Consider the following 26,221-nt stretch of genomic DNA (forward strand, 5'->3'; position numbering starts at 1 on the left):
AGTGTCCGGCTTCCTAGTGTTCTCCCGCGGACGACTCGTCATCAGGACTGTCACCGTCGCGGCTCCGCGGATTCGCCATACCGGTGTCAGCCAGGGACGCTGCTGCGATCGTTCGGTCTCACCAGGCCATCACGTCGTATCCCTCCCACACGAGAGAGACCCTTCGATGATAGAAACCAGATCAGTGTCCAAGCAGCTCGGGGGCAAGCAGGTCCTCGCCGACGTATCGTTGACAGCGGAGGACGGCCACGTGACCGGCTTCGTCGGTCCCAATGGCGCCGGGAAGACCACACTCATGAAGATCGTGGCATGCCTGATCCCCGCGGACTCGGGCGCCGCCGCCGTCAACGGCCGGCCCTTCTCCGACGCGCTGGTCCCCGCCCGCACTCTCGGCGTCTACTTGAGTGGCGAATGGCTCCCCGCACGGCGCTCAGGAGAGGATCATCTGCGGTTCGTGTGTGAGACCCAGGGGCTTCCGACGACGCAGGTCCGGCCGATGTTGGAAACAGTCGGTCTGTGGGGCGCGCACCGGAGGGAGATCCGCACCTACTCCCTCGGCATGCGACAGCGGCTGGGAATCGCTGCCGCGTTGATCGGCGACCCGGCCAACATCATGCTCGACGAGCCGGTGAACGGGCTCGATCCCAACGGAGTGATCTGGCTCCGCGGGCTGTTGAAAGAGCAGGCGGCCTGCGGAAAGGCGGTTCTGCTGTCCTCCCACCTGATGACGGAGCTTGAGCTGGTGGCCGATCGGATCGTCATGCTGCACGAGGGCAAGGTCGTCCGCGCGGGAACATTGGCCGAACTGGCCAGCCACACGGCGGACTCTGAGGTCTACATCGCGTCGCCGGACCTCGGAGCTGTGGTGGAGCTGCTCTGCGCGCAGGGGCTCAGTGCGCGGCCGGAAGGCGATGGAGCACTCGTGGCAGGCGCACGCGCCGAGCGGGTTGGCCAGATTGTGTTCGGCGCCGGACTGTCCCTGTCGCACCTTGCCCCGCGCATCCACTCCTTGGAGGATCTGTTCCTGTCCTCCACCACGTCCGACCGCAAGCAGGAGGAGGCCGCATGAGGCAGCCCGGCGTCGAACAGGTGTCCGCCCAGCGGTGGTCCACCGTCGTGGGGAGCGAAGTGCGCCGCCACCTCGGCTCTCGGAGGTTCCGCGCCAGGATGGCTGTCATCGTCGGGCTCGGGGTGCTCGCCGGCCTGGGCGCCCTGGCCTTCGTCGCGGCCTTCGATCCACGAGGCGCCGGGGGCGCCGCCGGATCAGTTCCGGTAGCGATGGAGACCGCCGCTGGCGTCGTCGCAGTCCTGGCTGGCCTGGCGGCTCTGTCCTCGGCCGCGGCGGAGACATCTGACGGGACCGTTCTCAGCTCGTTGCTGGTTGTGCCGAACCGCCTACGACTCCTGACCGCCCGCGCCGTCGCGCCCATGGTGACCGGCGCCGTGGCAGGCCTGCTGGCGGCAGGTCTCGTGTTGGCCGGCGGCTTCGCAGTTTCTGGGGGAACCGGGATCGACGTCCGTCTGGCGGCGATGTCGATGGTGGCCGCGGCCCTGGTCGTGCCCCTCACCGCCCTGCTCGGGTTCCTCACCGGGACGCTCGCGCGTCGTGGGGCCGCTGCTATGGCGGTCGCGATGGGTGCGCTGCTCGTGCTGCCGCTCGCTATCGGTGCCGCCCAGCTCGCGGCACCGCCGGCGCTCACGCCGCTCCTCAGCTTCGCCCTCGCCGCGACACCGGGCGTTGCGGTCATGCAGGCGCTCAGCGTGACCTCCAGCCAGCCGGGAGCGGTGCCGGTGTTCCTGATGGGGCTGGGGATGCTCGCCGCCTGGATCGTCATCGTCGCAGTGGGGGCACATGCCCGATTCCGCCGCGAGGGCCACAATGCCTAGGTCTCCTCTCACCGAAAGGTCTGCCATGAACCGCACCGCCGCCGTTGTCCTCGGACTGGCCCTCCTAGCCATTGGGCTCGCACTCCTCGCCTATCGCACCCAGGGTGGCGCCGAGCTCGCCGAGCCGCTGCCCATCGTGATCACCATCGGGGCGGTGGCCGCTATCCTGGGTGGCCTTGGTGCCCTCAGTAGGGCGATCCGCTCGAACGGCGCCATCAGGAAGGACTGAGCTCATGATCGTGGCCACACCCGTCACCGAGGAAGGTCAATCGGCCCACGCGTGGGGACGGGCGCACTGGGTCGGCGTGGCCGACGTGCGTGACGGCGACGTCGCGGCCTGGACTGTCCACGAGGTGCGGTGGGACGAGTCCCACGACGCCGGCACGCATGGTTCGCACCACGCCCGGGTCGTGCGGTTCCTCAAGGAGCAGGGCGTCGAGGCCGTCGTAGTCGACCACATGGGGGAGGGCATGGCCCGCATGTTGCACACCATGGGAATCCCGATCCTGCCGGCCTCGCCCGGCGACGCTCGGGAATCGATCCTGGCGGCCACTGCGCGCTGAGCGAAACATCGGATCACGCCGGGGCTCAGCCCCGTAGCGGTCAACGCCTACATCGCCTCAGGCCGGGAGCGATCGCGCTTGGCCTCGCCGCGCCGCCGTTTGGCGGCCAGCCGGCGCTCAACCGAGCCCTTCGTCGGCCGGGTGCGCCGCCGCGGTGGCGACGGCGGCGCAAGCCCCTCGCGGAGGATGGCAGCCAGTCGATCCCGGGCGTCGATCCGGTTCTGACGCTGTGATCGGGTCGCGGTGGACACCACCGTGACGACCGGACCCGCGAGCCGCGTGCGCAGCCGGTGCAGCAGTCGATCACGTTGCGTCTCGTCCAGCACGGAGGAGGCTGCGATGTCGAACGACAATTGGACACGCGAGTCGGCGGTGTTGACGCCCTGGCCTCCAGGCCCGGACGAGTGCGAGTACCGCTCGATCAGTTCGCTTGCGGGCACGACCAGGCCAGCGGGCAGTCCAGGCCCGGGCGGTATCCGCAGGTCGCTCACCCGACCAGACTAGGTGAGATTCCCCCGGCAGGGATCTCACGGACTCCACCGCCTCGTTGGTAGAACTCGGCTGGTGTTCACTCTCAGTACTACCAGTCAGCGGCGAGTGCAGTCGCGGCCTGTCGATCGAGCGTCGCGGGGCGGTGAAGCGGCCTCGGGGGTAGTCTCGAGGGAGAACTCTGTGAGGAGGTCGACATGGTCACGATCCTTCCCGACCCTGTGGAGGGACTACCGCCGGATCCGGATGACTGGCCCGCGCCGCGCCCCGATGAACTGTCGGAGGAGGCGCTCCAGAACGAGCCCGAGGAGGTGGCCGCAGTTCTGCACGAGAGCCCGACGCCGATAGAGGCGGACGAGGCCGACCTGTTGGACCAGCGCCGCGACGTGGAGTTCGACCAGGAGGAAGACCAGGGCTGAGCGGGGGTATCCCTCAGGACTCGGCGTGGTGGAAGTCAGCCGCGGCTTCAGCGAACGCGCGGATGATGCCGTCGTTGAACGCCTCGATGTCGCGCGGGCTGCGGCTCGAGTGCAGGTTTCCGTCGCTGACGAACTCCTGATCGACCCAGGTGGCGCCTGCGTTGCGCAGGTCGGTGCGGATGCGGGTGGTGGACGTGAGAGTCCGGCCGCGGACGGCGTCGATCTCGATGAGGATCCAGGCGCCGTGGCAGATCGGCGCGACCGGCTTGTCGGCGTCCATGAACGCTTTGACGAAGGCCTGCGCGTCCTCGTTGGTGCGGATCTTGTCCGAGTTGAGCGTCCCGCCCGGGAGGACCAGGCCGAGGTAGTCGTCGGGGTCGGCCTCGTCGAGGGTGACGTCGACGGTGAAGTCGTCGCCACGGTCCCAGTCACCCTTGAGTGCCGTGATGGTGCCTGGCTCCTCACTCACCAGCACCGGCTGTCCGCCCGCGTCGAGGACGGCCTGCCATGGCTCGGTCAGCTCCGGCTGCTCGACGCCGCGCTTGCAGAGGAATGCGATCTTGTGTCCGTTGAGCTCCGTCATGACTCCCATTCTGTCCCTTCCGGCGCGACGCGGGTGATGCGCCACAAACGCCACCCCACCAGTCCGAACCAGGCGGGCAGCAGCAGGCCGTAGACCATGTACGACATGCCCATGTACGGCCGGAACGTCTCGCTGACGATGTCGAGCGCTCCCGTCACCATGCCGAGGATGGCCACCGCCTTACCCGATCCGGCCCGGTGCATGACGGCCGAGAGGATCGGGTTCGCGGCCGCGGTGAGGATTCCCGCCCACGACACCGCGTTCGTGGCGGCGATCAGCGCCTCGGCGGCGCCCGTGAACACGAGCAGGGCCGGGACTGCGAGCCCCACGAACGACACCAACTGCGTCAGATACACGACGGGGTGCTCCGCTACTCCAGCAGCGCCCGGCCCTCCGTCGGGGGGACTGGGGCAGTGAATAGCAGCACCACGGGGACCAGGACCATGACGACGAACGCCGCAGCCGACGCGGCGCCGATCAGATAGAGGGTCCTCCAGGACGGGTCGGTGCGCGGCGGGTTCACGACTCCGATGGTCCCACCCCGCGTCGCCGGGCGCTGGGGGCGTTGAGAATCGTCACGTGCGTTGCCGCAGTTCGGGGCCATGATGGTCACCATGCACCTGCCACCCCTCGCAGAACCCGGCCGACGACAGCCCCTGTTCGCCCGCCGGGGCGCCGTCGCCACGTCCCAGCCCCTCGCCGCTGAGGCGGGGCTGTCGATCCTGCGCGCCGGGGGCGACGCCGTCGACGCCGCGATCGCGATGGCCGCGTGCCTGACGGTCGTGGAACCGTGCAGCAACGGTCTGGGCTCGGACGCGTTCGCGCTGGTCTGGGACGGGGAGCGGCTCCTCGGGCTCAACGGCTCCGGCAGGGCTCCTTCCTCGGCGTCGGCCGCGCGGCTGCGGGGCGACGGACGGGCCGTCATGCCGACCACGGGCTGGGAATCCGTCACCGTCCCGGGGGCGGTCCGCGGCTGGGCGGACCTGCACCAGCGCTTCGGGCGGCTGGGGTTCTCCGAGGTCCTGGCGCCCGCCGTCGCCCTGGCCGACGAGGGTTTCCCGGTCTCCGGGGTCGTCGCCTGGGGGTGGGGACGTGGTGTCGCGGCGGCGCAGTCGCGTCAGTCGGAGCCGAGCGCTCGGGGATTTCTGCCGCTGTTCGCGCCCGGCGGCCGGGCCCCCGGCGTCGGCGAGGTGTGGCGCAGCCCGGAGATGGCCGCCACGCTTACCGCCATCGGCGACACCGGCGGCGAGGTCTTCTACCGCGGGGACCTCGCCGAGCGCATCGTCGCCTTCGCCGCCGCGACCGGGGGGCGGCTCGCCGCTGATGACCTAGCCGGTCACCGCAGCGAGTGGGTCACGCCCATTAGCGCCCGGTACCGCGATCACGAGGTGTGGGAGATTCCGCCGAACGCCCAGGGGATCGCCGCGCTCATCGCCCTGAACGTCCTCGATGGCTTCGCGCCCGAGGAGGCGGCCGACTGGCACCGGCAGATCGAGGCGGTGAAGTTGGCGCTGACGGACGCTCACGCGCTCGTCGGTGACCCGGGGGTCGTCGACGTGCCCGTCGAGGCACTGCTGTCGGCAGCGCACGCGACCGCCCGCCGCGCCGCCATCGGGCCGCGGGCCGTGCCTCCCGGTGCCTTGGATCCCCGCTCCTCTGACACCGTCTACCTCTGCGCGGCCGACGGCAGCGGGATGATGGTGAGCTTCATCCAGAGCAACTTCCACGGTTTCGGATCCGGGGTGGTCGTGCCAGGAACGGGCATCTCGCTGCAGAACCGCGGCGCCGGCTTCTCGCTCGAGCCGGGGCATCCCAACGAGCTGGCCCCGGGCAAGCGCCCGTTCCACACGATCATCCCCGGGTTCCTCACCCGCGCCGGCGCCCCCGTCGGCCCCTTCGGCGTGATGGGAGGCGACATGCAGGCGCAGGGCCATGTGCAGATGGTCCTGCACACCGTCGACGGCGGAGACGACCCCCAGACCGCGCTCGGCCGGCCGCGCTGGTTCTGGGACCCGGGGACGGGCCGGGTGCAGGTGGAAGGTGCGGCAGGGGAGGGCGTCGTGACGCGCCTGCGTGGGCAGGGCCACGACGTCGAGGTCGCGGCGAACCCGGCGGTCTTCGGGCGCGGACAAGCCATCTGGCGGCTGGACCCGCACGACTCGGCCAGCGTCGTCGTCGCGGGCTCGGAGCCGCGGGCCGACGGCTACCCGATGGGCTGGTGACCCCCGGCTCGGGACAAGCCACAGCGGTCAACGCCTTCCTCCTGGCCGGGCTCCTCGCCCCAGGTGGCTTCGTCGCCCCGGGCGGGACCGCCGACCTGTCGCAGCTCCGCCGGGCCATCGACGCGTGCCTCAGAGCGCCCGGCCGGAGCGTCGGTCTGGGACGGTTCATGCAGCGCGTGCGGGGGCGGGGCGGCGACCTCTACTGGGACGACTCCCCGCCCGATCTCACCTGGCACATCCGGTCCGTCGACGCGGTGTGGGGTGTGGAGGGCTTGGCCGACCTCGCCGGACGGCTGATGACGCGGCCGTTGCCGGCGGATCGGCCGTTGTGGGAGCTGCTCGTCGTCCCCGGCGCGGCCCCCACGGCACCCGGGATCATCCTGCGCGTCCACCACTGTGTCGCCGACGGGGTGGCGGGCGTCCGGCTGGTCCGGGAGCTTTTCGGGGGTGACGCCGATGAGACGAGGGCCACGCCTACCGCCGTCGCGCCCCGCCGGCCGACGAGCCTGCGTCGGCGCATCCGCAGAGTGGCCGCAGGCCTCGTGAGGGTCGCGGCGGTGATCCGGCCCACCGTCGCACGCACCGTGCTGCTCGGCCCCCCATCGGACCGCGCCGCGGCGTCGCCTTCGTCGACGACGACCTGGGTGCCGTGAGTGCGGGAGCCAAGCGTGTTGGGGCGACGGTGAACGACGCCCTGCTGTCCGCCGTCGCAGGCGGAGCCGAGACCGCGCTGCGCGAGGCGGGCCAGCCGGTACCGCCCGTCCTCCCCGCCAGCGTTCCGGTGGCACTCCCGGGTGGGCACGGGCGGTCGGGCAACGCTGTAGGAGTGATGCTCGCGCGGCTCCCGACTGGCGTGGCCGACGCCGCTGACCGCATGGTCCGCATCGCGGCCGTCACCCGCGAGGCGAAGGAGGCGGCCCGCGACCAGGCAGCTTCGAACTCACGCGGAGCCGCTGGGGTTCGCGGATCTTCGCTCGCCTCGCCCGGCGCCAGCGGTTCATCGCGCTGTTCGTCACCAACGTCCGGGGCCCCGAACGTCCGTTGGCCGTCGCGGAGCGCCGCTGCTGCGCGCCTGGCCCGTGGCGCCCATCCAGGGCAACGTGCGGCTCGGCGTGGCCGCGATGTCCTATGCGGGGCGGCTGGAGGTCGCGGTGCACGCCGACGCGGACGCGCTCAACGCAGCGGTGCTGGGACGCGCGCTGGCTGCGGAGCTGCGGCGAGGAGCTGGCCGCTCACGGGTGCGGCCCGGCCTGGGGGAGACTACTGCCGCCTGTAGTAGTGGGGAGCCCGACTCCTGGTCAGTTCCTGCGCGCCGGGCCGTGCCGACGCCATGCCGCCCACGTCGCTGCCAAGGCCGCGGCCACCAGCGCCAAAGCCGTGCTGACCAACGTGGCGATCCCCAGCTCGGGCGCCTGCGCCCAGAGGGAGGCAACCGGCAGGCGTGGGCCGAGCCGGGTCGGGGCGTATCCCCACCAGAGGACGGGCCCGACGATGGCGCCGCCCAGGGCGAGCACTGCGCGCCACGTGCCGCTGCGCACAGCTGTCAGCGGCAGCAGGGTCAGGGCCTGCGCCAGCAGCAGACCGGGGATGATCACCGGCGCGTTCGACTCGACGGGGTTGAACCCCGGCGCGGGCGTCGGCGTGCCGAGTGCGAGATGCGTGAGGTCGGTCTGGAAACGCGACCACCTCGTCGTGTCGATGCCGGCCCCCGTGTTGGTCAGCGCAGCGATCCCGAACCCGAGCGACGGGCACGCCATCAGATAGGGCTGGGAACGATAGGTGCTGCCCAGATGCTCGACGCACGACGGCAGGTCCGCCCCGTCAACGGGATCGCCCACCGACACCAGCTGCTCCCACAATGGCCGCACCAACCAGCCGGAGCCGTACTGCGAGTACGGGTCGATGGTCGTCAGGGGTTCCCGCGCCGTGGCGAGGACCTCGTCGGGCAGGTCTGTCGGAACACTGCCCATGTGGGCCTGCAGCAGAGGCCGGAGGTGTGCGTGAGGAGCTGCCGCACCGACATGCGCCCGACGTCCCCGTCCGCCTCCACATCAGGCAGAACCTCCGCGACCGTGGTGTCGAGGGCGAGTCGGCCGTCGGCGATGAGCCGCTGGACGGCGAGTCCGGTGAACTGCTTGCTCGTGGAGCCCAGCACGAACGGCGTGTCTGCCGTCACGGGGCGGCCGCCCCCGGAGGTCCCGAGGTAGCTCTCCTCGTAGACGTCGCCGTCGCGGACGACGACGACCGCCACACCCGCCAGGCGCAGATCGGCCGATCGTTGCGCGATGAAGTCGCCGAGCTCCTCGGGAGTCGCCCACGACCCCGATGCAGCGGTAGGTGGCTGGGGTGCGCGCTACCCGAGCCCGGCGGCAGCGACGATGATCCCGAGACGGCCGCGGCGGTCACCAGCGACCATCGCGCAAGCCGGTCGAGACCGTCGGCGACACGCATACCTCCAGCGTCCTCAGCTTCCGAACTCCGGTCAAGTGGCGTTCTCGGCCGGTACCGTCGGGTCATGGACGCCCGAGTGAACTTCATCACCCTCGCAGTCACCGACGTGAGCGCCGCACGGCGCTTCTACGTCGACGGGCTGGGCTGGGAGCCGGCCTTCGAAGCCGAGGGGATCGTCATGATCCGACTGGCGCCGACGTTGGTCCTCTCACTCTGGGACGAGGACCAGTTCGAGGCCGAGGTCGGCCCGATCGCCCGCGGCGACGGCCTCGTCCCGCTCACCCTTGCGCACAACGTCCCGGCGCCGGAAGACGTCGATGCGGTGCTCGCCGATGCCGCCGCCGCGGGTGCCCGGGACGTGGTCTCGGGGCAGACCCGGGACTGGGGCGGCTACAGCGGGTACTTCGCCGACCCGGACGGGATCCGGTGGGAGGTCGCCTACAACCCCGGCCCGCTCGGCGTCGAGCTCATGGAGGCGGCTGGTCTGCTCTCATCGGCCCCCGCGCCCGGGGACCCCGCGACGTGACCGGCGGTGAGGACGCGCCCCGGCGGCGCCGGTGGCTCTACACGGCCGGTGCGGTGGCGGCGGCGGTGATCGCCGTCGTGTTCGCGACCGTGGGGGACGGCGTCGAGACCCCGGATGATGGGGGCTGGTCGCGTCTGATCGTCGCGTGGGGGCATCAGGTGGTCTGGGCCCTCCTCGCAGGAGCTCTGGCGGTGGCCGCGCTACGCGGCCGATGGCAGCGGGCCTCGGAGGTGCTGGCGGTCGCGGCCGCCGTTGTTTATGCCGCGTTCCTGGCGGCGGTGTTTCTCGGCGGGAGCTGACCTCATCCGCACTTTTCTCGCTGGAGGGCTTCTTGCGTGCATATGCACGCAGTCGGCTCCACAGCGAGAAAGTTGCCGGGCGGTTCCGACCGGAGACGGAACCCTGGTCTCGCGGACACTAGGGGACCTGGCTCACGCCCGGCGAACCCTAGGCTTCTGGGGACTGCGTGTCGGTCGTCCCCTCGTACAGACCGATGTGGTTGCCGAAGGGGTCTTCGAAAATCGCCCACCAGCTGGTCTCGCTGATCGGCGCTTTGGCCATGAGCACGCGGCCGCCGTTCGCCTGGGCCTTGGCGAGGGCCTCGTCGATCGAGTCGACCTCCACGTAGGACCGCGGTTGCGTGAAACCCTCACCCCGTGGCGCCAGCCCCCCTCCGCTGATCTTGTTGGGGGCCTGCCACATGGGGTAGCCCTCGAAGCCGGGCAGCTCCGCGATCTGCCAGCCGAACAGCTCGCTGTAGAAGCGCTGCGCCTGGTCGAGGTCCGTCACCGGGATGTCGATGTGGGTGATGTCTCCGTGCGGCATGCCTGTCCTCCCTGTGTGGGCCGCCGGTCCGACGGCGTCCTCGCCCGAGTCTGGCACGCGCACCAGCGCCTCCGATGGGCACGGCGATCATCCGTGCTGGCCGAGCGCGACATTGGCTCCGCCGTGCAACATCTGCGTCAGATGGCGCGCAGGTAGCCTCGGCCTACCGTCGCCCAGCTGAATCTGCTCACCGGAGCCTGGGGATGAGGACGGGGGTGCTCGCCTGGTACGCCTCGTAGTCGGGTTGTCCGCCCCATTTAATGTCGGCCTTCCTCTCCAGCAGCGGGACGCCACTCACCTTGGTGAGGAGAAGCGTCACGAAGAGGGGTGAGACGAGCGCGACCCATTGCCAGCCTTGGAGCGTGGGCAGCGCGATCATCGCGACACCGGTCCAGAGCACGATCTCGCCGAAGTAGTTGGGGTGCCGGGACCGTCCCCACAGACCAGTGGAGATGAAGCTGCCTGTGAACCAGTCCAGCCCCACCCGGGTGGCCGAGGTGATGGACACCCAGGCCGCGGCGGCCGTGAGCGTCATCCAGAGGCCCTGGATAAACCGGATGATCGACGGTTTGAGGTCGTCGAAGCGGTCGTCCTTGCCCGCCCGGTGGACCCGCCGGGCCAGGAAGGTGCCGAGCCGCGCCGCCCAGGCGAGCACCAGGGCCGACAGCAGTAGCGCCCGGGCGTCGACCCCATCAGGACGACGAACGGCAGCGAGATCAGGGCCGTGCGGTCGGCTGCGGAGCGGGTCACAGGAGCGCCACGATGTCGGCCTCGATCGCCGACGGCTCGACCTTGGGAGCGTAACGGCGCACGACGTGACCCTCTCGGTCGACAAGGAACTTGGTGAAGTTCCATTCGATGGCATCGCCCAGCGGCACGGGGGCCTCCGTGCGGAGCCACGCGAAGAGTGGGTGCGCATCGTCACCGTTGACGTCGACCTTGCCGAACATGGGGAAGGTCACCCCGTAGTTGAGGGAGCAGAACTCGGCGATCTGGGCGGCGTCGTCGAACTCTTGCCCGGCGAACTGGTCGCAGGGGAACCCCAGAACCTCGAGCCCCTCGTCGGAGTGGGTCGAGTACAGCTTCTCCAGACCGGCGAACTGCGGGGTGAAGCCGCACTTGGAGGCCGTGTTCACCACAAGGACGAGCTTGCCCCGATACTCGGACAGCGACTGCTCCCGGCCGGAGAGGGTGGACGCGGAGAATTCGTAGAGCGTAGTCACGAGCCAACTGTAGGTGTGCCGGTCAGCCGACGGCGACCGCGACGTCGCGCAGCGCGTAGCCGGAGATGATGTCGTCCCACCCCAGCTGAGGTTCGCGGAGCATCGTCACCCGGTGGGCGAACAACCTTGTCAGAAGAATGTCGGTCTCCTGAATCGCCAAGGCGTTACCGGGGCACTTGTGCGGGCCGTCGCCGAAGCTCATCACTTCGGGCCCGATGCCGCGGGGGAGTGGCCGCGCGGGGCACAGGTCCAGCGGCGCCTCGCCGACGGTGGCCGGGTCGGCGTTGGCCTGGCGGATGAACAGGTCCAACAGATCGCCCGGTTCGACGGTGTAGGTGTGGCCGCCGTCGGTGAAGCTGAACCCGCGCTGGGCGCGCCGGTAGAGATGCCCGACGATGGGTTCCAGCCGCAGGATCTCGTGGAGGATGGCATAACGCTCGGGCTCGTCCGCCTGGACGTAGCGGGCGCGGAGCGCGTCGTCGCGCAGGAGGTGCAGCGTGGCCATCGAGATGAACTCGCGGGTGGTCGCCATGCCCGCAGCGCCGTAGGTGACGCACTCGATGAGGATCGCGGGGATGCCGTAGCCCTCCTTGAGGAGGTGGCTGATGACGTCCTCCTGCGGCGCCTTGCGGCGCTCACGGATGGCGGGCCGCACGTCCCACAGGTAGAACCAGAGCATGGGGACGCTGCCGCGGAGCTGGCGCACAGTGCTCGCGACGCGACCCTCGGGCTCAGACGAGGCCGGGTCGAAGGACGGCTGGTCGAAGAGGCGCTCCAGGCGGCGGGCCATGCGGTCGATGCGCGAGTCGGTGAGCCCGATGACCTGGGCGGCCACCTCGGTCGAGTACTGCAGGGACACGTCGTCGAGTTTTGCCTCGCCAGCCCCGACCATCTCCGCGACGAGAGCGTCGGCCCGCGATTCCATCAACCCCCGGTACCTCGCCGCCACGGTTTTCGGCGCGAAGTAGCGCGCGATCTTGCTGCGCTGCTGGCGGTGCGGCTCGCCGTCCATGAAGAGGATGGGCTCGTCGGCCATGGTCCCGTCGGGGATGGACTCGGAGTTGAAACCGGCCTGTGCGGTGGCGTCGCGTTCGCGCAGGATCTGTCGGACGGCCTCGGTGGAGCGCACCCGCCACACCCCGTCGACGCGTTCGACGCGGGGTGAATCGGCCTCCCCGGGCTTGACGGAGATGCGACGACAGGCGGTCTCGGCGCTCATGTCTCCAGGCTAGGGCGACGCCGCCGATTCGGTCGCGGATCCGTTGGTCCCGGTCAGCAGCCGCAGGACGTTCGCACGATCAGCTCGGGCTTGAACACCTGGCCCTTCCCGCCCGGGTGGAGCAGCTGCCGGACCGCCGCCTTCGCCATCGCGGCCATCGGGACACTCGCCGTCGTCAACGGGGGGATGGTGAATTCGGCCTCCGGGGAACCGTCGAAGGACGTGATCGCGATGTCGTCGGGGACGGACCGGCCGAGTCCGTGCAGGCCGGCGATCAGGCCGATGGCCTGCTGGTCCGACATGGCGAACACCGCCGTGCAGTCGGGGAAGTCGCGCACCAGGCGTTCCGCCGCCTCGCGGCCGGCGGCCGACGACCAGTTGACCCGGATAATGGCGTCGCGCGGTAGTCCCTCCTCAGCGAGGACGTCGCGCCAGGCCCGCTCGCGATCGTCGACGACGGTGTGGCTGTCCGGGGTGTCCGACCCGGCGACCAGGGCGATCCGCCGGTGCCCGTGCACCTCGATGAGGTGCCGCACCGCCTCCCGGCCGCCCTCGTAGAAGTCGGGCAGAACGGAGGTCGCGTCGATGTCCGGCGGGACGAGGCTCAACCGGACCATCGTGATCTTGTTGCGCAGGATCACCTCGACGGCAGCAGGCTCGGGCACGGCCGCGGTGATGATGCCCGCGACCAGGTGCCCGCTGAGCGACTCCACCAGCTCGGCGAGATGCCCCGTCGACCCCTGCGCCAACACGAGGTTGACCCCGGCAGCCCGTGCCTCCACCTCGACCGCCTGCGCCAGCGCCGCGAAGTAGGGGTTGCGGACGTCCGGGACCACGAGCCCGACGAGGTCAGAGCGCCCCATGATGAGCGACCGCGCCGCCGCGTTGGGCCGGTATCCCAGCTTGTCGATGGCGTCCAGTACCCGCTGGCGCGTGGCCTCGGCCACCGGCCGCGGCCCGTTGTTGACCACGTAGCTGACGACGGCGGAACTCACGCCGGCGAGGCGGGCGACGTCGTCGCGGGTCGCCCCGCGTGTCGTCCGCACCGCTCCGCTCGACATGCTCTCCTCCTCACAGCTGTGGCCAAGCCTAGGGCCGCGGCCCGCGGCGGCCGAAACCGCCTCAGTCGACGGCGTCGACGAGGTAGATCAGCGCGTGGTCGGGGTGCACGGACGCCTCCATGAGGCCCGCGGAGGCGAGCAGGCTTCCGGGCAGAACGACCCCGGCCTCCTCGGCCACCGGCACCAGCTTCGGCGGTCGTCCATGGGTGAGGTCGACGGTCTCGGTGGCCATATCGCGCTTGACGCCCCACCAGGCCGGCGGCCGCAGGCCGGACGGCACCCGCCCGACGAGGACGGGCGAGACGCGGTAGCGGCGGGCCGGGTCGAGCCCCGGCATCCGGAGCCGGCCTCGCAGGCTCGTGACGTGGGTCGACACCGCGGCATACGAGTAGATCGCCCGCGAACGGTCCGGGGCGACGACGCCCGTGGCCGTCAGCGACTCGTCGGGGAAGTCGAGGCGCACGAGGTCACCGCCGTGCAGGAGGTCCCGGTGCGCCTTATGGAAGGCGATCCACTCACCCAGCTCGGCCAGCTCGTCGTCGGAGGCCTGGCGCAGATCCCACTCGATGCCGAGGTGCCCGAACAGGGCGGTCGCGGCCCGGAAGTTCAGCTCGTGGGTCCGGCCGGTGGTGTGCGACGTGAGCGAGGCGATGTGCGAGCCCAGCATCTCCGGCGGCAGCAGCTGCTGCGTCCAGCGCATCATGTCCTGCCGCTCCAGCGGGTCGATGCAGTCGGACACCCACACGCGGTCGGTCCGCTGCAGGATGCCGAGGTCCACGCGGGCGCCGCCCGACGAGCACGACTCGATCTCCAGCCCCGGATGGGCGGCCTTGATCTCGTCGATCAACCGGTACACCGCCTCGGTCTGGGCGTGCACCCCGGCCCGCCCGAGCGGGTGGGTGCCGGCGTCGATGAGGTCGCGGTTGTGGTCCCACTTGATGTAGCTGATGTCGTACTCCGCCAGCATCGCGAAGATCTGGTCGCGGATGTGGGCGTAGCACTCGGGGATACCGAGGTTGATCACCTGCTGGAACCGCGTCTCGACGGGGGTCCGGCCGCCGGTCGCCATGATCCACTCGGGATGTACGCGGGCGACGTCGGAGTCCTCGTTGACCATCTCGGGCTCGAACCACAGGCCGAACTGCATGCCGAGCTCCTTGACCCGGTTGACCAGCGGGTGGAGCCCGTTCGGCCAGACGTCGCGGGACACCACCCAGTCGCCGAGACCCGCGTGGTCGTCGCGACGGGCCCCGAACCAGCCGTCGTCGAGCACGTAGCGCTCCACGCCGACGGCGGCGGCCTTCTCCGCGAGTTCCAGCAGCGGCTCGAGCGAGTGGTCGAAGTAGACGGCTTCCCAGACGTTGATGGTCACGGGGCGGACCGACGACGGGTGCTGCGGCCGCGACCTCAGGTAGCGGTGGAACCGGCGGGCTACCTCGTCGAGGCCCACGCCGTACGAGCCGTAAAGCCAGGGGCTGGTGTAGGACTCGCCCGGGGAGAGGACCACCTCGCCAGGGAGGAGGAGTTCGCCGCCGCCGATGACCTGCTCGCCGGTGAAGTTCCGCTCGGCGAGGTGCGTGTGATTGCCGGACCAGCCGACGTGCACGCCCCACACCTCGCCGTCGGCGAAGCTGAAGCCGGGCACACCCGCGTGCAGGACGGTCGCGGCGTCGGCGCCGGTGCGGCCCTTGCGTCCTTCGCGGACGTGGGCGCCCACCGTGAAGGCGCGGCGCTGCGGCACCCGCTCCTTGGCCCATCGGCCCGCCTGGTCCTGGAGCTCGGACGCGACCGTCGGGACGGGGTAGGCGAGGATCAGGTCGTCGACGCGGTACTCGTCGCCGCCGGTGTTGGCGAGCACCGCCCGGCTGCGCAGCACGCCGCCCGCGGTGAGCTCGAGGGTGAGGGTGATCTCGAGGCCGGCGACGTCGTCGCGCGCCACGACGGTGAGGGCGCCGGTGCCCAGCTCGATCAGCGCGGGCGTGTCGTCGGAGGCGTCGCGCGGCTCGCCGTCGATGAGGAGGGTGTGGGTGACGAACCGTGGCGACCACGCCGAGCCGTCGGGCCGCGAGCCGCTGAGGCCGGGGCGGCCGACCCAGCCGGCCCAGTGCTCGGGGAGGATGGCCAGCCGAGTGGGGTCGTCGACCATGCTGGGCGCCGCGGGCATCACGGCGGTGAGCGCGAGGGTGGCGACGTCGTCGAGGGTGAGCTCGCCGGGGTCCGCGCCCCAGTGGAGGAGCGCGGGGAGGCGGCCGGATGCGAGGTCGACGACGACGCCGACCCCCTCGGACCGCAGGGTGACGAAGGCGTTGACGGGGTGGCTCATGGGATCCCTCCTGGATCTGGCCGTGCTGTGTGGAGGAGCGGGCCGGCGAGTTAGCGGCACTCCATTGGCCGCCGGTCATCTACTCATGTAGACAACATGGTGGCACCTGCTCTGTTAAGAAATCAAGCGTAAAATTCCCTGGATAACAAGTTGGTAACGGAAGGTCGCGCTCTGCATGTGACGCGTGTAGATTCCATCATGCAAACCAGCACACCCCCGGACAGAGTCGCCGGGGCCCATCCCAAAGAGGGGAACGTGGTGAGTACAAGAGCAACCGAGCCGGACCTCGTCCCGGACCGCAAGCGCCGCAGCGATCTGCTCACGGCACTGCTGTTCATCGCGCCTGCCGGCGTCGGATTCGTGGTCTTCTACCTCGTGCCGGCCATCCGCGGCTTCTACTTCAGCTTCACGCAGTACAACATCCTGGGGTCGCCGACCTGGATCGGCACCGACAACTTCGAGAAGATCGCGGTCGACCCGCTGTTCTGGAACGCGATGGCCGTGACCATCTGGTACGTCATCCTCAACATCGGCTTCCAGACAGTCATCGCGATCGTGCTGGCGGTGCTCATGCAGCGGCTGACCAAGTCGATCGCGCTGCGCGGTGCGCTCCTGCTGCCGTGGCTGATCTCCAACGTCATCGCCGCCATGCTGTGGTTCTGGCTGCTGGACTACCAGATCGGCCTGTTCAACCAGGTCATCGAGTGGATGGGCGCATCCAAGATCGCCTTCTTCGCCGACGAGACGTGGGCCATCCCCACCATCGCCTTCGTCAACGTGTGGCGGCACATGGGCTACACCGCCCTGCTGGTGTTCGCCGGCCTGCAGACCATCCCGAAGTACATCTACGAGGCCGCCTCGATCGACGGCGCCTCCGAGTGGACGTCCTTCTGGAAGATGACGCTGCCCCTGCTGCGTCCCGTGCTGGCGATGATCCTGGTCATCACGGTCACCGGCTCGTTCCAGGTGTTCGACACCGTGGCCGTGACCACGCGCGGCGGACCCGTCAACGTCACCCGCGTGATGCAGTACTACATCTACCAGAAGGCCTTCGGTGAAGGTCAGTTCGGCTACGGCAGCGCACTGGCCGTCATCCTCTTCATCATCCTCGCCGTCCTGGCCGCCATCCAACTGCGGATGCTGCGTGCCGGCGAGTCGGACCTGGCGTAAAGGAGTCCCACCATGGCCAACCACGCTGACACCAGCACCGACGCGCCGGTGCGGAAACGAAAGAAGATGAGCGCTGGGCGGATCCTCGCCTGGGCCGTGATGATCGCCTTCCTGATCCTTTCGCTCTTCCCCTTCTACTGGATGCTTCGCACGGCACTGTCGACCAGCCGGTCGTTGTCGTCGGACCCGTCGTCGCTGCTCCCCGTCGACTTCACGTTCGGCGCCTTCGAGCGCGTGCTCGGGCTCGCCACGCAGGAGGAGGCCATCGCCGAGGGCGGCTCCGGCGCGTCGGTGAACTTCTGGCTCTACCTGCGCAACTCGGTCATCTACGCCGGTGCAGTCACGCTCGGCCAGGTGTTCTTCTCCGCGATGGCCGCCTACGCCTTCGCCCGGCTCCGCTGGCCCGGCCGCAACCTCGTGTTCGGCATCTTCCTCGGCGCGCTGCTCGTGCCGCCGATCTTCACCAGCCTGCCCAACTTCCTGCTGATCAAGAACCTCGGTCTGCTCAACACCTTCCCTGGCATGATCCTGCCGACATTCCTCATGACCCCGTTCGCCATCTTCTTCCTGCGCCAGTTCTTCCTGGGCATCAACCGGGAGATCGAGGAGTCGGCCTCGCTCGACGGGGCGGGACCCTGGCGCACGTTCTTCAGGATCATCCTGCCGATGAGCACCGCGCCGATCACCACCCTCGGGATCCTCACCTTCATCACCACCTGGAACGACTACTTCTGGCCACTGCTCGTCGGCAACACGGAGGGCACCCGCGTGCTCACGGTCGCGCTCGGCGTGTTCAGGTCCCAGACCCCCGCCGGCTCGCCGGACTGGGCGGGCCTCATGGCCGCCACCCTGGTGGCCGCCATCCCCGTCCTGGCGCTGTTCTTCGCCTTCGCCCGTCGAATCATCGACTCGATCGGCTACTCGGGCAGCAAGTAACCGCCGTCCGACTCCAAGACAACCCCACTCATCCTTCACCTACCCGTCACGAAAGGAACCCCACCATGGCCCGATTCCAGCTCCGCAAGGCCGGCACGGCCCTCGCGGCCCTCACCGCCCTGACCCTGACGCTCACCGCCTGCGGCGGCGACAACGGCACCACCGAGCCGGGCGCCACCGGCGCCGGCGACGCGATCGACACGTCGGCCGCCTCCGGCGAGATCGACTACTGGCTCTGGGACAACAACCAGAAGGCCGCCTACCAGCAGTGCGCCGACGACTTCAAGGAGGAGTCCGGCATCACCGTCACCATCACGCAGTACGCCTGGGACGACTACTGGACCGGTGTCACCAACGGCTTCGTGGCGGGCACCGCCCCTGACGTCTTCACCAACCACCTGTCGAAGTACCCCGAGTTCGTGTCCCAGGGCCAGCTGGTCCCGCTGGACGCCACCCTCGAGGCCGACGGCTTCGACGTGTCGAACTACCAGGAGGGGCTGGCCGATCTGTGGGTGGGCCAGGACGGCCAGCGTTACGGCCTGCCGAAGGACTTCGACACCGTCGCCATCTTCTACAACAAGGCACTCATCGAGGCCGCCGGCGTCGACGAGGCCGAGCTCGCCAGCCTCGACTGGAACCCCCAGGACGGCGGCAGCTACGAGAAGATGATCGCCCACCTGACCGTCGACACCAACGGCGTGCGCGGTGACGAGCCCGGCTTCGACAAGAACAAGGTCGCGGTCTACGGCCTCGGCCTCGACGGCGGCTCCGGCGGCGCTTACGGCCAGACCCAGTGGTCCATGTACACCGGCACCACCGGCTGGACCCACACCGACAAGAACCCCTGGGGCACCAAGTACAACTACGACGCCCCGGAGTTCAAGGACACCATCTCCTGGATGGCGTCGCTGGCCGACAAGGGCTACATGCCCACCGTCGAGGCCGTCACCGGCCAGAGCTCCGGCGACATCTTCGGCGCCGGCAAGTACGCCATGATCACCAACGGCTCCTGGATGATCAACCAGATGTTCGGCTACACCGGCGTCGAGACCGGCCTCGCCCCGACCCCCGTCGGCCCGTCCGGTGAGCGCGCCTCGATGTACAACGGTCTCGCCGACTCGGTGTGGGTCGGCTCGGACAACAAGGCCGCGGCCGTCAAGTGGGTTGAGTACCTCGGCTCCGCCGCCTGCCAGGACGTCGTCGGCGAGGCGGGCGTGGTCTTCCCGGCCATCCCCAGCGCCACCGAGAAGGCGCACGCTGCGTTCGCGGATCGTGGCATCGACGTCGAGCCCTTCCTGGTGCACGTGAACGAGGGCACGACCTTCCTGTTCCCGATCACCGACTACGCCTCGCAGATCAACGGCATCATGCAGCCGGCTGTGGACGCTGTGTTCACCGGTCAGGCCGACGTGGACTCGCTGGACGCCGCCAACGAGCAGGTCAACGCCCTGTTCAACGGCTGATCCACTGACCGACGGGGGGCCGGGCGGGTGACCGTCCGGCCCCTCGTCTGGTCTGAGTTGAGCAGATGGCACGTGTCGCGGCCGAGCCCACGCTCAGGCACCGCGGGGGGATCTCCGCGACTGGTGCCATCTGCTCAAACCATCCCGCCCCACAGGAGCAGCCATGCCGAGCCTGACCGTCCCGACGCCGGACCTGGTCCGGGTCCAGCCCGGACCCCGCGACACCTGGCGCGCCCCGGCCGCGGCCGGCGTCGCCGTCGACCTCGTCCCAGCAGCCGACGGCGGACTGACCGTCCGGCTCGCCACGGCTGGAACGCCGCTCAGCCGAGTCCATCTCCGCTGGCGCCGCACACTCCCCGCTGACGCACTCATCCTGGGCGACGCCTGGGAGCGCACCTACGGCGACACCTGCTGGCAGCCGCTGCGCCCCGACGTCGCACACCCGTGGATGGTGCTCGCGCACTCGCCAGCCGCCGGGTCCACGTGGGGCGCCGGCGTCGACGTCCGCGCCGGATCGTTCGCCTTCTGGACCGTGGACGACGCGGGAGTCTCGCTCTGGCTCGACGTCCGCGCCGGCTCCGACGCGGTCCTACTGGGCGACCGCCAGCTGACCGCCGCCGTCGTCCGGTTCGTCGACGGCGGCGACCCGTTCACGGTCCAGGGCGCCCTGGCCGCCGCGCTCTGCCGCGACCCGCGACCCACCGGTCCGCTCGTCGGCGCCAACAACTGGTACTACGCCTACGGCCGTGACTTCGACGCCGACGCCGTCGCCCGCGACGCCCGCACCATCGCCGACCTCGTCGGCGACCATCCCGTCCGGCCCTTCGGGGTAGTCGACGACGGGTGGAGCATCGACGGCACCGCCGACGGCCTGCCCGCCTCGGGCGGCCCCTGGGACGTCGGCCGCCCAGGCGAGTTCCCGAACATGGCGGAGGTCGCCGCCCGCATCGCCGCGGAGGGGGTGCGGCCGGGGATCTGGTTCCGCCCGCTGCAGCACCGGTGGCGGCCCGAGGCCGGCGGGCTGCGTCCGTGGGAGGGTGGCTGGGCCCTCGACCCCAGCCACCCCGCGACCCTCGAGCGGGTCGCCGCCGACGTCCGACGCATCCGCGACTGGGGCTACGACCTCATCAAGCACGACTTCTCCACCTTCGAGGCGCTCGGCCAGTGGGGGCCGACCATGGGCCCGCGTCCCATCGCCGACGGCGTGCACGTCCACGACCGCACCCGGACCACCGCCGAGGTGCTGGTCGACTTCTACCGGGTGATCCGGGGTGCCGCCGGCGACGACGGTGTCGTGCTCGGCTGCAACGTCGTCGGGCACCTCGCCGCGGGCCTCGTCGAGGCGCAGCGCACCGGCGACGACACCTCCGGCCTGGTCTGGGAGCGCACCCGGCGCGTGGGCGTCAACACACTCGCGTTCCGGCTCGCCCAGCACGGCCGGTTCTTCGCCGTCGACGCCGACTGCGTGCCCAGCACGCCGGCCACCGACTGGGGCAAGAACCGGCAGTACCTCGACCTGATCGCCCGATCCGGGACGGTGCTGTTCGTGTCAGTCGACCCCGCGACTCGCACCGACCGGGTCGACGCCGACCTCGCCGCCGCGCTGAGACTGGCCCTCGACGGCGGCGCCCCCGGGGGCGTGCGGCCGGTGGACTGGCTGCACACGGCCACCCCGTCCCGCTGGGAGGCCGGCGACCGGAGCATCCACTACGACTGGTTCGCGCACGAGGGCGCCGACCCGTTCGACGCGACCGAGCCCGCGACCCCGTCCGAGTGAGGGGGACCTGCACTTTTCTCGCTGTGGGGCTTCCTAGGTGCATATGCACAGGAGAGGCTCCACAGTGAGAAAACTGCAGACCACTAACCGAGACGCAGCGCGTCTGACAACGGATTCTGTCCGAAGGTTACGTTGACGCACCCCCCTGTCAGACGGCAAAGTGCCACCGATTGGCGATCGTGGGGCGCCGAGGACCCTCCAACGGGAAGGTGGTGCGTCTGGTGCACGTGAAGCCCTGCCCGGTGGCGGATGCGGTTGCTCGGCGCGTCGTGTCCGCGCTGCGCACCGATCAGCTGATCCTCGTCTGCGCTCCGCCGCCTTACCACCCGCGGCGGATCGTCGACCGCGCCGTCGCGCTCCTCGACGTCGGACGGGTCACGCGGCTGCGCCTCACCGGCGACGAGCCTCAGCCGTCGGTCAGCGACGCCGACCTCGTCGTCCTCCATGTCGACGACGCCGATGACCGGGCCGCGCAGCGCGTCCGGAGGCTGTTGGCGGACCCGGCGCTGGTCGGTACGAGGGTGGTCGTCGCCGCCGAGCTCGACGGATGCGACTGGGCAGAGCTGCTGACGGTCGACCGGGTCCTGCGGCACCAGGACCTCGTACTCACCGAGGACGAGATCCTCGCCGTCCACCCCGAAGCCGCGGACCCCGTCGTCCTCCACCAGATCCTCCACCAGACCGGAGGGGTGCCGGCCCTCTCGCACGTGCCGTACAGCGACCCGCGCCGCTATGCGCTCGAGGTAGAGGAGGCGGCCCGCCCGTGGGCCGCCGTCGTGCTGCCACAGGTCCATCGCGACCCCCTGCTGCGGCTCCAGGCAACCCTGGGCCGTGCCGGCGACGACACCGTGACCGCCATCGCCACAGCACTCCTGGAGCGGACGGTCACGCCGCAGGAACTGCGCGAGCTGCGGGAGTCGTCCACGGCGGTGACGGTCGCGGGCCCGCACCGATCCAGCCTGCCGGACGGGCTGACCAGCGCCGTCTTCCGCGCCTGGGGGAACGCCGACCCCGCGGCGGTCGATGCGTGGCACGCCGACGTTCTCAAGGCGGCCGATGCCGTCGCCCCGGACCTCACCGGGTTGGAGCGCATCCGCGTCTACTCGACGCTCGGAGAGTGGGAGCGGGTCGACGAGGTCCTCGCGACCACCATGCACCCGCTCGTCCACCTCACCGCCGCCCATGTCACGTGCGTCCGCAGCGCCTGGCCGAAGCACTTCCCGCCCGCCCTGCGCCACCTCACCAGGGCCCGGCGCTACCTCGACGGACTGGAGCGGCCGGCCCGCATCAGCTCCTCGACCCCCGAGGCCTGGCAGGACCTGGGATACCTCCTGTCCGCCCAGCGGGCCCCCGAGCCCGGGTCGACCCTGGCGAGACTGCGTGAGTGGTTCGATCCGCTCGCCGCGGGCGGGCGGCCGGCGAGCGCGACGCAGGCGCGCCGCCAACTCCTCGACGCTGCCCGATGGCTGGTGGCCGAAGCGGCCACCGGGCTGTCGTTGGACCGGAGGCGGCACGACGAGGCCGCCGTGGTGTGCGGGACCCTCCTCGGCGCGGCGGATGCCGGCCTCGTGCTCGGCGAGATGGGGATCGCCCGCGACTGCTCCGCGGCCGCGGTGCGCATGAGCATGGACATGGGCGCGCGCATGGACCACTACTCGGGCCTCCGTCGCGGCGTCATGCTGCGCGCCGCGCTCATGGCCGCGCACGGCGGCCTGCCCCGCGCCGCCGAGGCCCAGCTCGCCGAGGCTGACCGGTACCGCGTGGGGCAGGAGGCGTCCCAGGACGCGCTGCGCTCGCTGGCGGCCGCCTACGCGGTGCTGGACCTGGGACAGGCCGGGCCGGAGGAGGCGCCGCTCGTGGACCCGGACCGCGCGTGGGCTCCTCACGAGTCGACCATTCGGACCCTGGAGCTAGCGCTGTGGCGGAGTCCGGAGGCCGGCGCCAGGTGGGCCGGGTCCATGCTGCAGCGCGCCGCGTGGGCCGGCCGCCCCGGCTGGGAGTGGTGGCCGCTGCAGAGCGTGCTCGTGATGCTGCTGCTGCGCCGCGGCATGATCGGCCAGGCCCGGAGCGTCCTGGAACACGCCCAGGTCCCCGGATCGCTCAACGCGGTGCTCCTGGCCGCGCTGGAGTGCGCGGCCGGCCGGACGGGCGCCGCGGCCGCACAACTCGACCACGCACTGCGCTCGGATCAGCTGTCCAACCGGTGGCGCATCGTCGCGACGGGGGTGCAGATCGCCTGCATCGTCGACGACCCGGCGCGCGCGGACGACGTCCGCGTCCTCGCCAACTCTCAGGACTGGGGCAACGTGCTGGGGGCGCTCGCCGTCCTGCCCGACGCCGCCCTGACGGCCATCGCGCCGCTGATGGGGCAGCGCCTGACCCGGTATCCAGGGCTCGCCGTCGCCCCGACTCCGGTGGCTGGAGGCGTCGACGGGGCCCTCACCCGCCGCCAGCGGGAAGTCCTCCAGGCGCTCGCCGAGGGAGGGACCATGGCCGACGTCGCCCGGCGACTCGTTGTGAGCACCGAGACGGTGCGCTCGACGGCCAAGGCCGCCTACAAGCGGCTGGGCGCTGGGGACCGGGCTGGAGCGCTGGCGATCGCCCGGGCACGCGGCCTCATCTGACGCATCTGACGCAGCGGACGCAGCGGACGCGGGTGGCCGTGGGTGAACCGGGTGAAGTCGTGGGTGAATCCGGAGGCCAGCCGGGGGGAACCAGTCGACCTTCGGCGAGTGGATTACTAACGAAAGTGCATGGCGGGAGCGTGATGAGGGTGACATGAGGGTGATTCCGGGTCGTCACCCGGGCGCCGCGGTCCCGATGCGGCACCGCATCGTGCCCAGTAGACATGGGGTCACGGCGCCGGCTTCGCGGGATGGCACATGCACCACCCACCGCGGGCCGTGGCGCACCCCATCTGCATCGAGGAGAACCCATGAGCACCACGTCCCCCGTGTCGAAGCGCCGGATCGGCGCCGTCGTCGCCGCTGTCGCCACGTTCGCGATCGTCTCGGCCTCCGCCGCCACCCTGGGCGGACTCGACAACCAGTCACTGGGCGCGAACAGCAACACCGTCGTCGCCCCCGTCGAGAACGGGGTGACCCTCACGTTCGACACCTCCTACGACGCGGCCGCGCAGGCGTACGTCGTGAGCGCCGTCGACCTCCAGGCGACCGACCCGGCAGAGACCATCTCCGACGACGCCGAGATCAAGCTGACGCTCGTGGACGCTGCCGACGCCGTGCTGGTCGAGTACGTCAGCACCGACGGCGGCGAGTCCTGGACCGATCCGGCTGGCACCGTGACCGCCCACGATGTGGCGCGCGCGTCGGTCGTCATCGACGGCGGGGTCGTGGCGGTCTCCGCGTCCGAGATCGACTGACCGCCGGCATCGTGCGTCGAGTGGGGCCCTGGGCGCTGACGCTCCTGCTCGTCGCGGCCGTCTGGCCGGCGACGTGGGGCGGCATCACCGGGCTGACCTTCGTCCAGGGCCACTCGATGGAGCCGACCTACTACACCGGCGACCTCGTGCTGACGATCAGGCAACCCGCCTACGAGGTCGGCGACGTCATCTCGTTCCAGGTGCCGCCCGGTCAGGCGGGGGAGGGCGGCCGCGCCATCCACCGGATCAGCGCGGTCGGCACGCTCGACGGCGCCGAGGCGTACATCACCCTCGGGGACAACAACGCGGAGGCCGACCCGTGGCTCACTCCGTCCCGGCACATCATGGGCCGGGCGGTCGCCCACGTGCCGAAGGTCGGGCTGCTGCTCGGGTCGTCGCTGCAGCGAATCCTGCTGGGGGGCGCAGCTGCTCTGGTCGTCCTGGCGCTGCTGTGGCCGAGCCGGGCGCCGACGCCGGATCCGGAGCCGGCAGCGTGACGACGTCCCGCGTCCGCGCCCGCATGGTCGTCGTCCTGGCCGCCGTCATCCTGGGCCTCGGTCTGGTGACGAGCTCGGCCGCCACGCTCGGTGGGCTCGTCGTCGCCCCGCTCGGCGGGGCGCGCGCGGATGTCGGCGGCGCAACGACCGTCACGCTCGACTGGAACGTCGGCGTCCCCGCGGCCTCCTTCGGCCGCCTGCAGAACGTCAGGGTCTCCTCGGCCGACGAGTTCGGGACCGACGCTCGCATCGAGGTCACCGCCCGGGGGGCGGGCGGGACCTGTGGCGGGGTGGCCGCCGTGCGGGAGTCGGGGGCCGTCGTCATCGACTTTCCCGGCTGCACCCTGGCGCTCGTCGACCTGGCGGGGGTGACGGCGGTCGCGGTGAGCCGCGGGGAGGCCGTCGTGCTGGAGGGTGACCTCGGCGGCGTCCGGGGGACCGTGTCGGCATTCCGCGGCGAGGTCGTCGAGCCCGCAGCCGCCTCGGCGGACTTCACGCTGGTCGACCGCGACGGGCTCCGCTACCTCGCCACGGTCAGCGTCGACGTCCCGGCGGTCCGGCCGGAGGAGATCGACGGAGCCCGGCTGCTGCTCAGCCTGGAGGGGGCCGGTGGGGCCGCCGTCGTCGCCCGGGTCGGAGACGACGGCGTGGCCGCGGCGCCGGGGGGCGCCGGGTCGCGCGTCACCGTGGACCTGGCCCGGGTGTTGCCGGAGTTGCCGAGGGCGGCCGGTGTCGCGGGATTCGCGATCCTGGTCCTGCGCCCGCAACTCCTGATCGCGGCAGGAGGAGGTGAGTACGCGGTGACGACGGCGGGCGCCACGCTCGACGTGACCGACCCCACCCCGACGCCCACCCCTGGCCCGGGGCCTGACGCGTCGGGGCTCGTGCCGGTCGCGACCTCCGCGGGGCACGTCGTGCGACAGCGCTCCCTGTCCTGGAGCGACGACGGCTACTGCTTCGCGTTCGTCGTCGTCGGCGACGCGCCCGAGAGGCAACGGTGGACGGCCACGTTCGACACCCGGCTCCCGCCGATGCGGGGCATCAACCCCACGTCGATCCGGCTGCGGAACGGGGAGACGATCGCCTTCGATGCGGCATCTGGGCTCTGGACCATCGGCGGCACCGGACCCAACCGCAACATCAAGGACGGGGAGACCTCGGCCGAAGTCGGCTACTGCGTCACCGTGCCCTCTGCGCCGTAAGCG

Annotated in this window: 29 protein-coding genes and 2 pseudogenes; 19 read left to right on the forward strand and 12 right to left on the reverse strand. The window is 70.9% G+C overall.

What is annotated here, in order from left to right; all coding sequences use genetic code 11:
- The first annotated feature begins 166 nt into the window (after positions 1-166).
- The 4 genes from ACFQPD_RS03100 to ACFQPD_RS03115 are packed head-to-tail and all read left to right on the forward strand — an operon-like array spanning position 167 to position 2,450.
- On the forward strand, positions 167-1,069 hold the full coding sequence (locus ACFQPD_RS03100) for an ABC transporter ATP-binding protein (protein ID WP_385898462.1): 903 nt from the start codon (positions 167-169) through the stop codon (positions 1,067-1,069).
- The gene (locus ACFQPD_RS03105) at positions 1,066-1,887 is read left to right on the forward strand and encodes an ABC transporter permease subunit (RefSeq protein ID WP_385898305.1); all 822 of its coding nucleotides are present in this window, start codon (positions 1,066-1,068) and stop codon (positions 1,885-1,887) included. The genes ACFQPD_RS03100 and ACFQPD_RS03105 overlap by 4 nt, the downstream gene beginning before the upstream one ends.
- 25 nt (positions 1,888-1,912) lie before the next feature.
- A complete protein-coding gene (locus ACFQPD_RS03110; protein ID WP_078919994.1) occupies positions 1,913-2,116 on the forward strand; it encodes a hypothetical protein in 204 nt (67 codons plus the stop codon).
- A gap of 4 nt (positions 2,117-2,120) precedes the next feature.
- Positions 2,121-2,450, forward strand: coding sequence for a NifB/NifX family molybdenum-iron cluster-binding protein (locus ACFQPD_RS03115; protein WP_385898308.1), 330 nt, complete (start codon positions 2,121-2,123; stop codon positions 2,448-2,450).
- A gap of 47 nt (positions 2,451-2,497) precedes the next feature.
- Here ACFQPD_RS03115 and arfB read toward each other — a convergent pair whose 3' ends face one another.
- Positions 2,498-2,941: an alternative ribosome rescue aminoacyl-tRNA hydrolase ArfB gene (gene arfB / locus ACFQPD_RS03120; protein ID WP_068749938.1), complete on the reverse strand. Its 444-nt coding sequence runs from the start codon at positions 2,939-2,941 to the stop codon at positions 2,498-2,500.
- Between the two features lie 195 nt (positions 2,942-3,136).
- Here arfB and ACFQPD_RS03125 point away from each other — a divergent pair, with 195 nt between their 5' ends.
- Entirely contained in the window at positions 3,137-3,358 is a 222-nt protein-coding gene (locus ACFQPD_RS03125) for a hypothetical protein (protein WP_353083164.1), read from the forward strand.
- Positions 3,359-3,371: 13 nt separating this feature from the next.
- Here ACFQPD_RS03125 and ACFQPD_RS03130 read toward each other — a convergent pair whose 3' ends face one another.
- The 3 genes from ACFQPD_RS03130 to ACFQPD_RS03140 are packed head-to-tail and all read right to left on the reverse strand — an operon-like array spanning position 3,372 to position 4,464.
- Positions 3,372-3,941, reverse strand: a complete 570-nt coding sequence (locus tag ACFQPD_RS03130; protein WP_385898311.1) for a type 1 glutamine amidotransferase domain-containing protein — start codon at positions 3,939-3,941, stop codon at positions 3,372-3,374.
- The gene (locus tag ACFQPD_RS03135) at positions 3,938-4,297 is read right to left on the reverse strand and encodes a hypothetical protein (RefSeq protein WP_385898314.1); all 360 of its coding nucleotides are present in this window, start codon (positions 4,295-4,297) and stop codon (positions 3,938-3,940) included. Before ACFQPD_RS03135 ends, ACFQPD_RS03130 begins: the two co-directional genes overlap by 4 nt.
- Positions 4,298-4,311: 14 nt before the next feature.
- A complete protein-coding gene (locus ACFQPD_RS03140; protein WP_385898317.1) occupies positions 4,312-4,464 on the reverse strand; it encodes a hypothetical protein in 153 nt (50 codons plus the stop codon).
- Positions 4,465-4,555: 91 nt separating this feature from the next.
- Here ACFQPD_RS03140 and ACFQPD_RS03145 point away from each other — a divergent pair, with 91 nt between their 5' ends.
- From ACFQPD_RS03145 to ACFQPD_RS03160, 4 genes and pseudogenes are all read left to right on the forward strand, one after another.
- Entirely contained in the window at positions 4,556-6,163 is a 1,608-nt protein-coding gene (locus tag ACFQPD_RS03145; RefSeq protein ID WP_385898319.1) for a gamma-glutamyltransferase family protein, read from the forward strand.
- A complete protein-coding gene (locus tag ACFQPD_RS03150) occupies positions 6,160-6,816 on the forward strand; it encodes a wax ester/triacylglycerol synthase domain-containing protein (RefSeq protein ID WP_385898322.1) in 657 nt (218 codons plus the stop codon). The genes ACFQPD_RS03145 and ACFQPD_RS03150 overlap by 4 nt, the downstream gene beginning before the upstream one ends.
- A 128-nt stretch (positions 6,817-6,944) precedes the next feature.
- Positions 6,945-7,139 (forward strand): annotated as a pseudogene (locus ACFQPD_RS03155) (WS/DGAT domain-containing protein); the annotation flags it as partial.
- Positions 7,117-7,365, forward strand: a pseudogene (locus ACFQPD_RS03160) (WS/DGAT domain-containing protein); the annotation flags it as partial. The pseudogenes ACFQPD_RS03155 and ACFQPD_RS03160, both read left to right, overlap by 23 nt.
- A 96-nt stretch (positions 7,366-7,461) precedes the next feature.
- Here the strand turns inward: ACFQPD_RS03160 and ACFQPD_RS03165 are convergent.
- Positions 7,462-8,133: a hypothetical protein gene (locus tag ACFQPD_RS03165; RefSeq protein ID WP_385898324.1), complete on the reverse strand. Its 672-nt coding sequence runs from the start codon at positions 8,131-8,133 to the stop codon at positions 7,462-7,464.
- Positions 8,073-8,450, reverse strand: a complete 378-nt coding sequence (locus ACFQPD_RS03170) for a serine hydrolase domain-containing protein (RefSeq protein ID WP_385898464.1) — start codon at positions 8,448-8,450, stop codon at positions 8,073-8,075. The genes ACFQPD_RS03165 and ACFQPD_RS03170 overlap by 61 nt, the downstream gene beginning before the upstream one ends.
- A 228-nt stretch (positions 8,451-8,678) precedes the next feature.
- Here ACFQPD_RS03170 and ACFQPD_RS03175 point away from each other — a divergent pair, with 228 nt between their 5' ends.
- Positions 8,679-9,140, forward strand: coding sequence for a VOC family protein (locus tag ACFQPD_RS03175; RefSeq protein ID WP_385898327.1), 462 nt, complete (start codon positions 8,679-8,681; stop codon positions 9,138-9,140).
- Entirely contained in the window at positions 9,137-9,439 is a 303-nt protein-coding gene (locus ACFQPD_RS03180; protein WP_385898329.1) for a hypothetical protein, read from the forward strand. Before ACFQPD_RS03175 ends, ACFQPD_RS03180 begins: the two co-directional genes overlap by 4 nt.
- A 148-nt stretch (positions 9,440-9,587) precedes the next feature.
- Here the strand turns inward: ACFQPD_RS03180 and ACFQPD_RS03185 are convergent, their stop codons facing one another.
- From ACFQPD_RS03185 to ACFQPD_RS03210, 6 genes are all read right to left on the reverse strand, one after another.
- Positions 9,588-9,965, reverse strand: a complete 378-nt coding sequence (locus ACFQPD_RS03185; protein ID WP_385898332.1) for a VOC family protein — start codon at positions 9,963-9,965, stop codon at positions 9,588-9,590.
- A 187-nt stretch (positions 9,966-10,152) separates the two neighbouring features.
- Positions 10,153-10,830 (reverse strand): DUF1295 domain-containing protein, encoded by a 678-nt coding sequence (locus ACFQPD_RS03190; protein WP_385898335.1) that lies wholly within the window; start codon positions 10,828-10,830, stop codon positions 10,153-10,155.
- Entirely contained in the window at positions 10,712-11,188 is a 477-nt protein-coding gene (locus tag ACFQPD_RS03195; RefSeq protein WP_385898338.1) for a glutathione peroxidase, read from the reverse strand. The genes ACFQPD_RS03190 and ACFQPD_RS03195 overlap by 119 nt, the downstream gene beginning before the upstream one ends.
- Before the next feature lie 22 nt (positions 11,189-11,210).
- On the reverse strand, positions 11,211-12,407 hold the full coding sequence (locus ACFQPD_RS03200; RefSeq protein ID WP_385898341.1) for a cytochrome P450: 1,197 nt from the start codon (positions 12,405-12,407) through the stop codon (positions 11,211-11,213).
- 53 nt (positions 12,408-12,460) lie between these two features.
- The gene (locus ACFQPD_RS03205) at positions 12,461-13,468 is read right to left on the reverse strand and encodes a LacI family DNA-binding transcriptional regulator (RefSeq protein ID WP_385898344.1); all 1,008 of its coding nucleotides are present in this window, start codon (positions 13,466-13,468) and stop codon (positions 12,461-12,463) included.
- A gap of 61 nt (positions 13,469-13,529) precedes the next feature.
- On the reverse strand, positions 13,530-15,791 hold the full coding sequence (locus ACFQPD_RS03210; RefSeq protein ID WP_385898347.1) for an alpha-galactosidase: 2,262 nt from the start codon (positions 15,789-15,791) through the stop codon (positions 13,530-13,532).
- A gap of 258 nt (positions 15,792-16,049) precedes the next feature.
- On the opposite strand from ACFQPD_RS03210, the gene ACFQPD_RS03215 reads away from it, so the two are divergent.
- From ACFQPD_RS03215 to ACFQPD_RS03250, 8 genes are all read left to right on the forward strand, one after another.
- The gene (locus ACFQPD_RS03215; protein WP_385898350.1) at positions 16,050-16,961 is read left to right on the forward strand and encodes a carbohydrate ABC transporter permease; all 912 of its coding nucleotides are present in this window, start codon (positions 16,050-16,052) and stop codon (positions 16,959-16,961) included.
- A 12-nt stretch (positions 16,962-16,973) separates the two neighbouring features.
- Positions 16,974-17,897, forward strand: a complete 924-nt coding sequence (locus ACFQPD_RS03220; RefSeq protein WP_385898353.1) for a carbohydrate ABC transporter permease — start codon at positions 16,974-16,976, stop codon at positions 17,895-17,897.
- A gap of 65 nt (positions 17,898-17,962) precedes the next feature.
- Complete coding sequence (locus tag ACFQPD_RS03225) at positions 17,963-19,360, forward strand: ABC transporter substrate-binding protein (RefSeq protein ID WP_385898356.1); 1,398 nt, start codon at positions 17,963-17,965, stop codon at positions 19,358-19,360.
- A 163-nt stretch (positions 19,361-19,523) separates the two neighbouring features.
- Positions 19,524-21,137, forward strand: coding sequence for a hypothetical protein (locus tag ACFQPD_RS03230; protein WP_385898359.1), 1,614 nt, complete (start codon positions 19,524-19,526; stop codon positions 21,135-21,137).
- A gap of 221 nt (positions 21,138-21,358) precedes the next feature.
- A complete protein-coding gene (locus ACFQPD_RS03235) occupies positions 21,359-23,761 on the forward strand; it encodes a response regulator transcription factor (RefSeq protein ID WP_385898362.1) in 2,403 nt (800 codons plus the stop codon).
- A 311-nt stretch (positions 23,762-24,072) separates the two neighbouring features.
- Positions 24,073-24,519: a hypothetical protein gene (locus ACFQPD_RS03240; RefSeq protein WP_385898365.1), complete on the forward strand. Its 447-nt coding sequence runs from the start codon at positions 24,073-24,075 to the stop codon at positions 24,517-24,519.
- Positions 24,520-24,539: 20 nt separating this feature from the next.
- Positions 24,540-25,016 (forward strand): signal peptidase I, encoded by a 477-nt coding sequence (locus tag ACFQPD_RS03245; protein ID WP_385898368.1) that lies wholly within the window; start codon positions 24,540-24,542, stop codon positions 25,014-25,016.
- Positions 25,013-26,218, forward strand: coding sequence for a hypothetical protein (locus ACFQPD_RS03250; RefSeq protein ID WP_385898370.1), 1,206 nt, complete (start codon positions 25,013-25,015; stop codon positions 26,216-26,218). Before ACFQPD_RS03245 ends, ACFQPD_RS03250 begins: the two co-directional genes overlap by 4 nt.
- Positions 26,219-26,221 lie beyond the last annotated feature (3 nt).

Origin of the sequence: Tessaracoccus sp. O5.2 (genome assembly GCF_964266725.1) — a bacterium.
Taxonomy (GTDB): domain Bacteria; phylum Actinomycetota; class Actinomycetes; order Propionibacteriales; family Propionibacteriaceae; genus Arachnia; species Arachnia lapidicapta.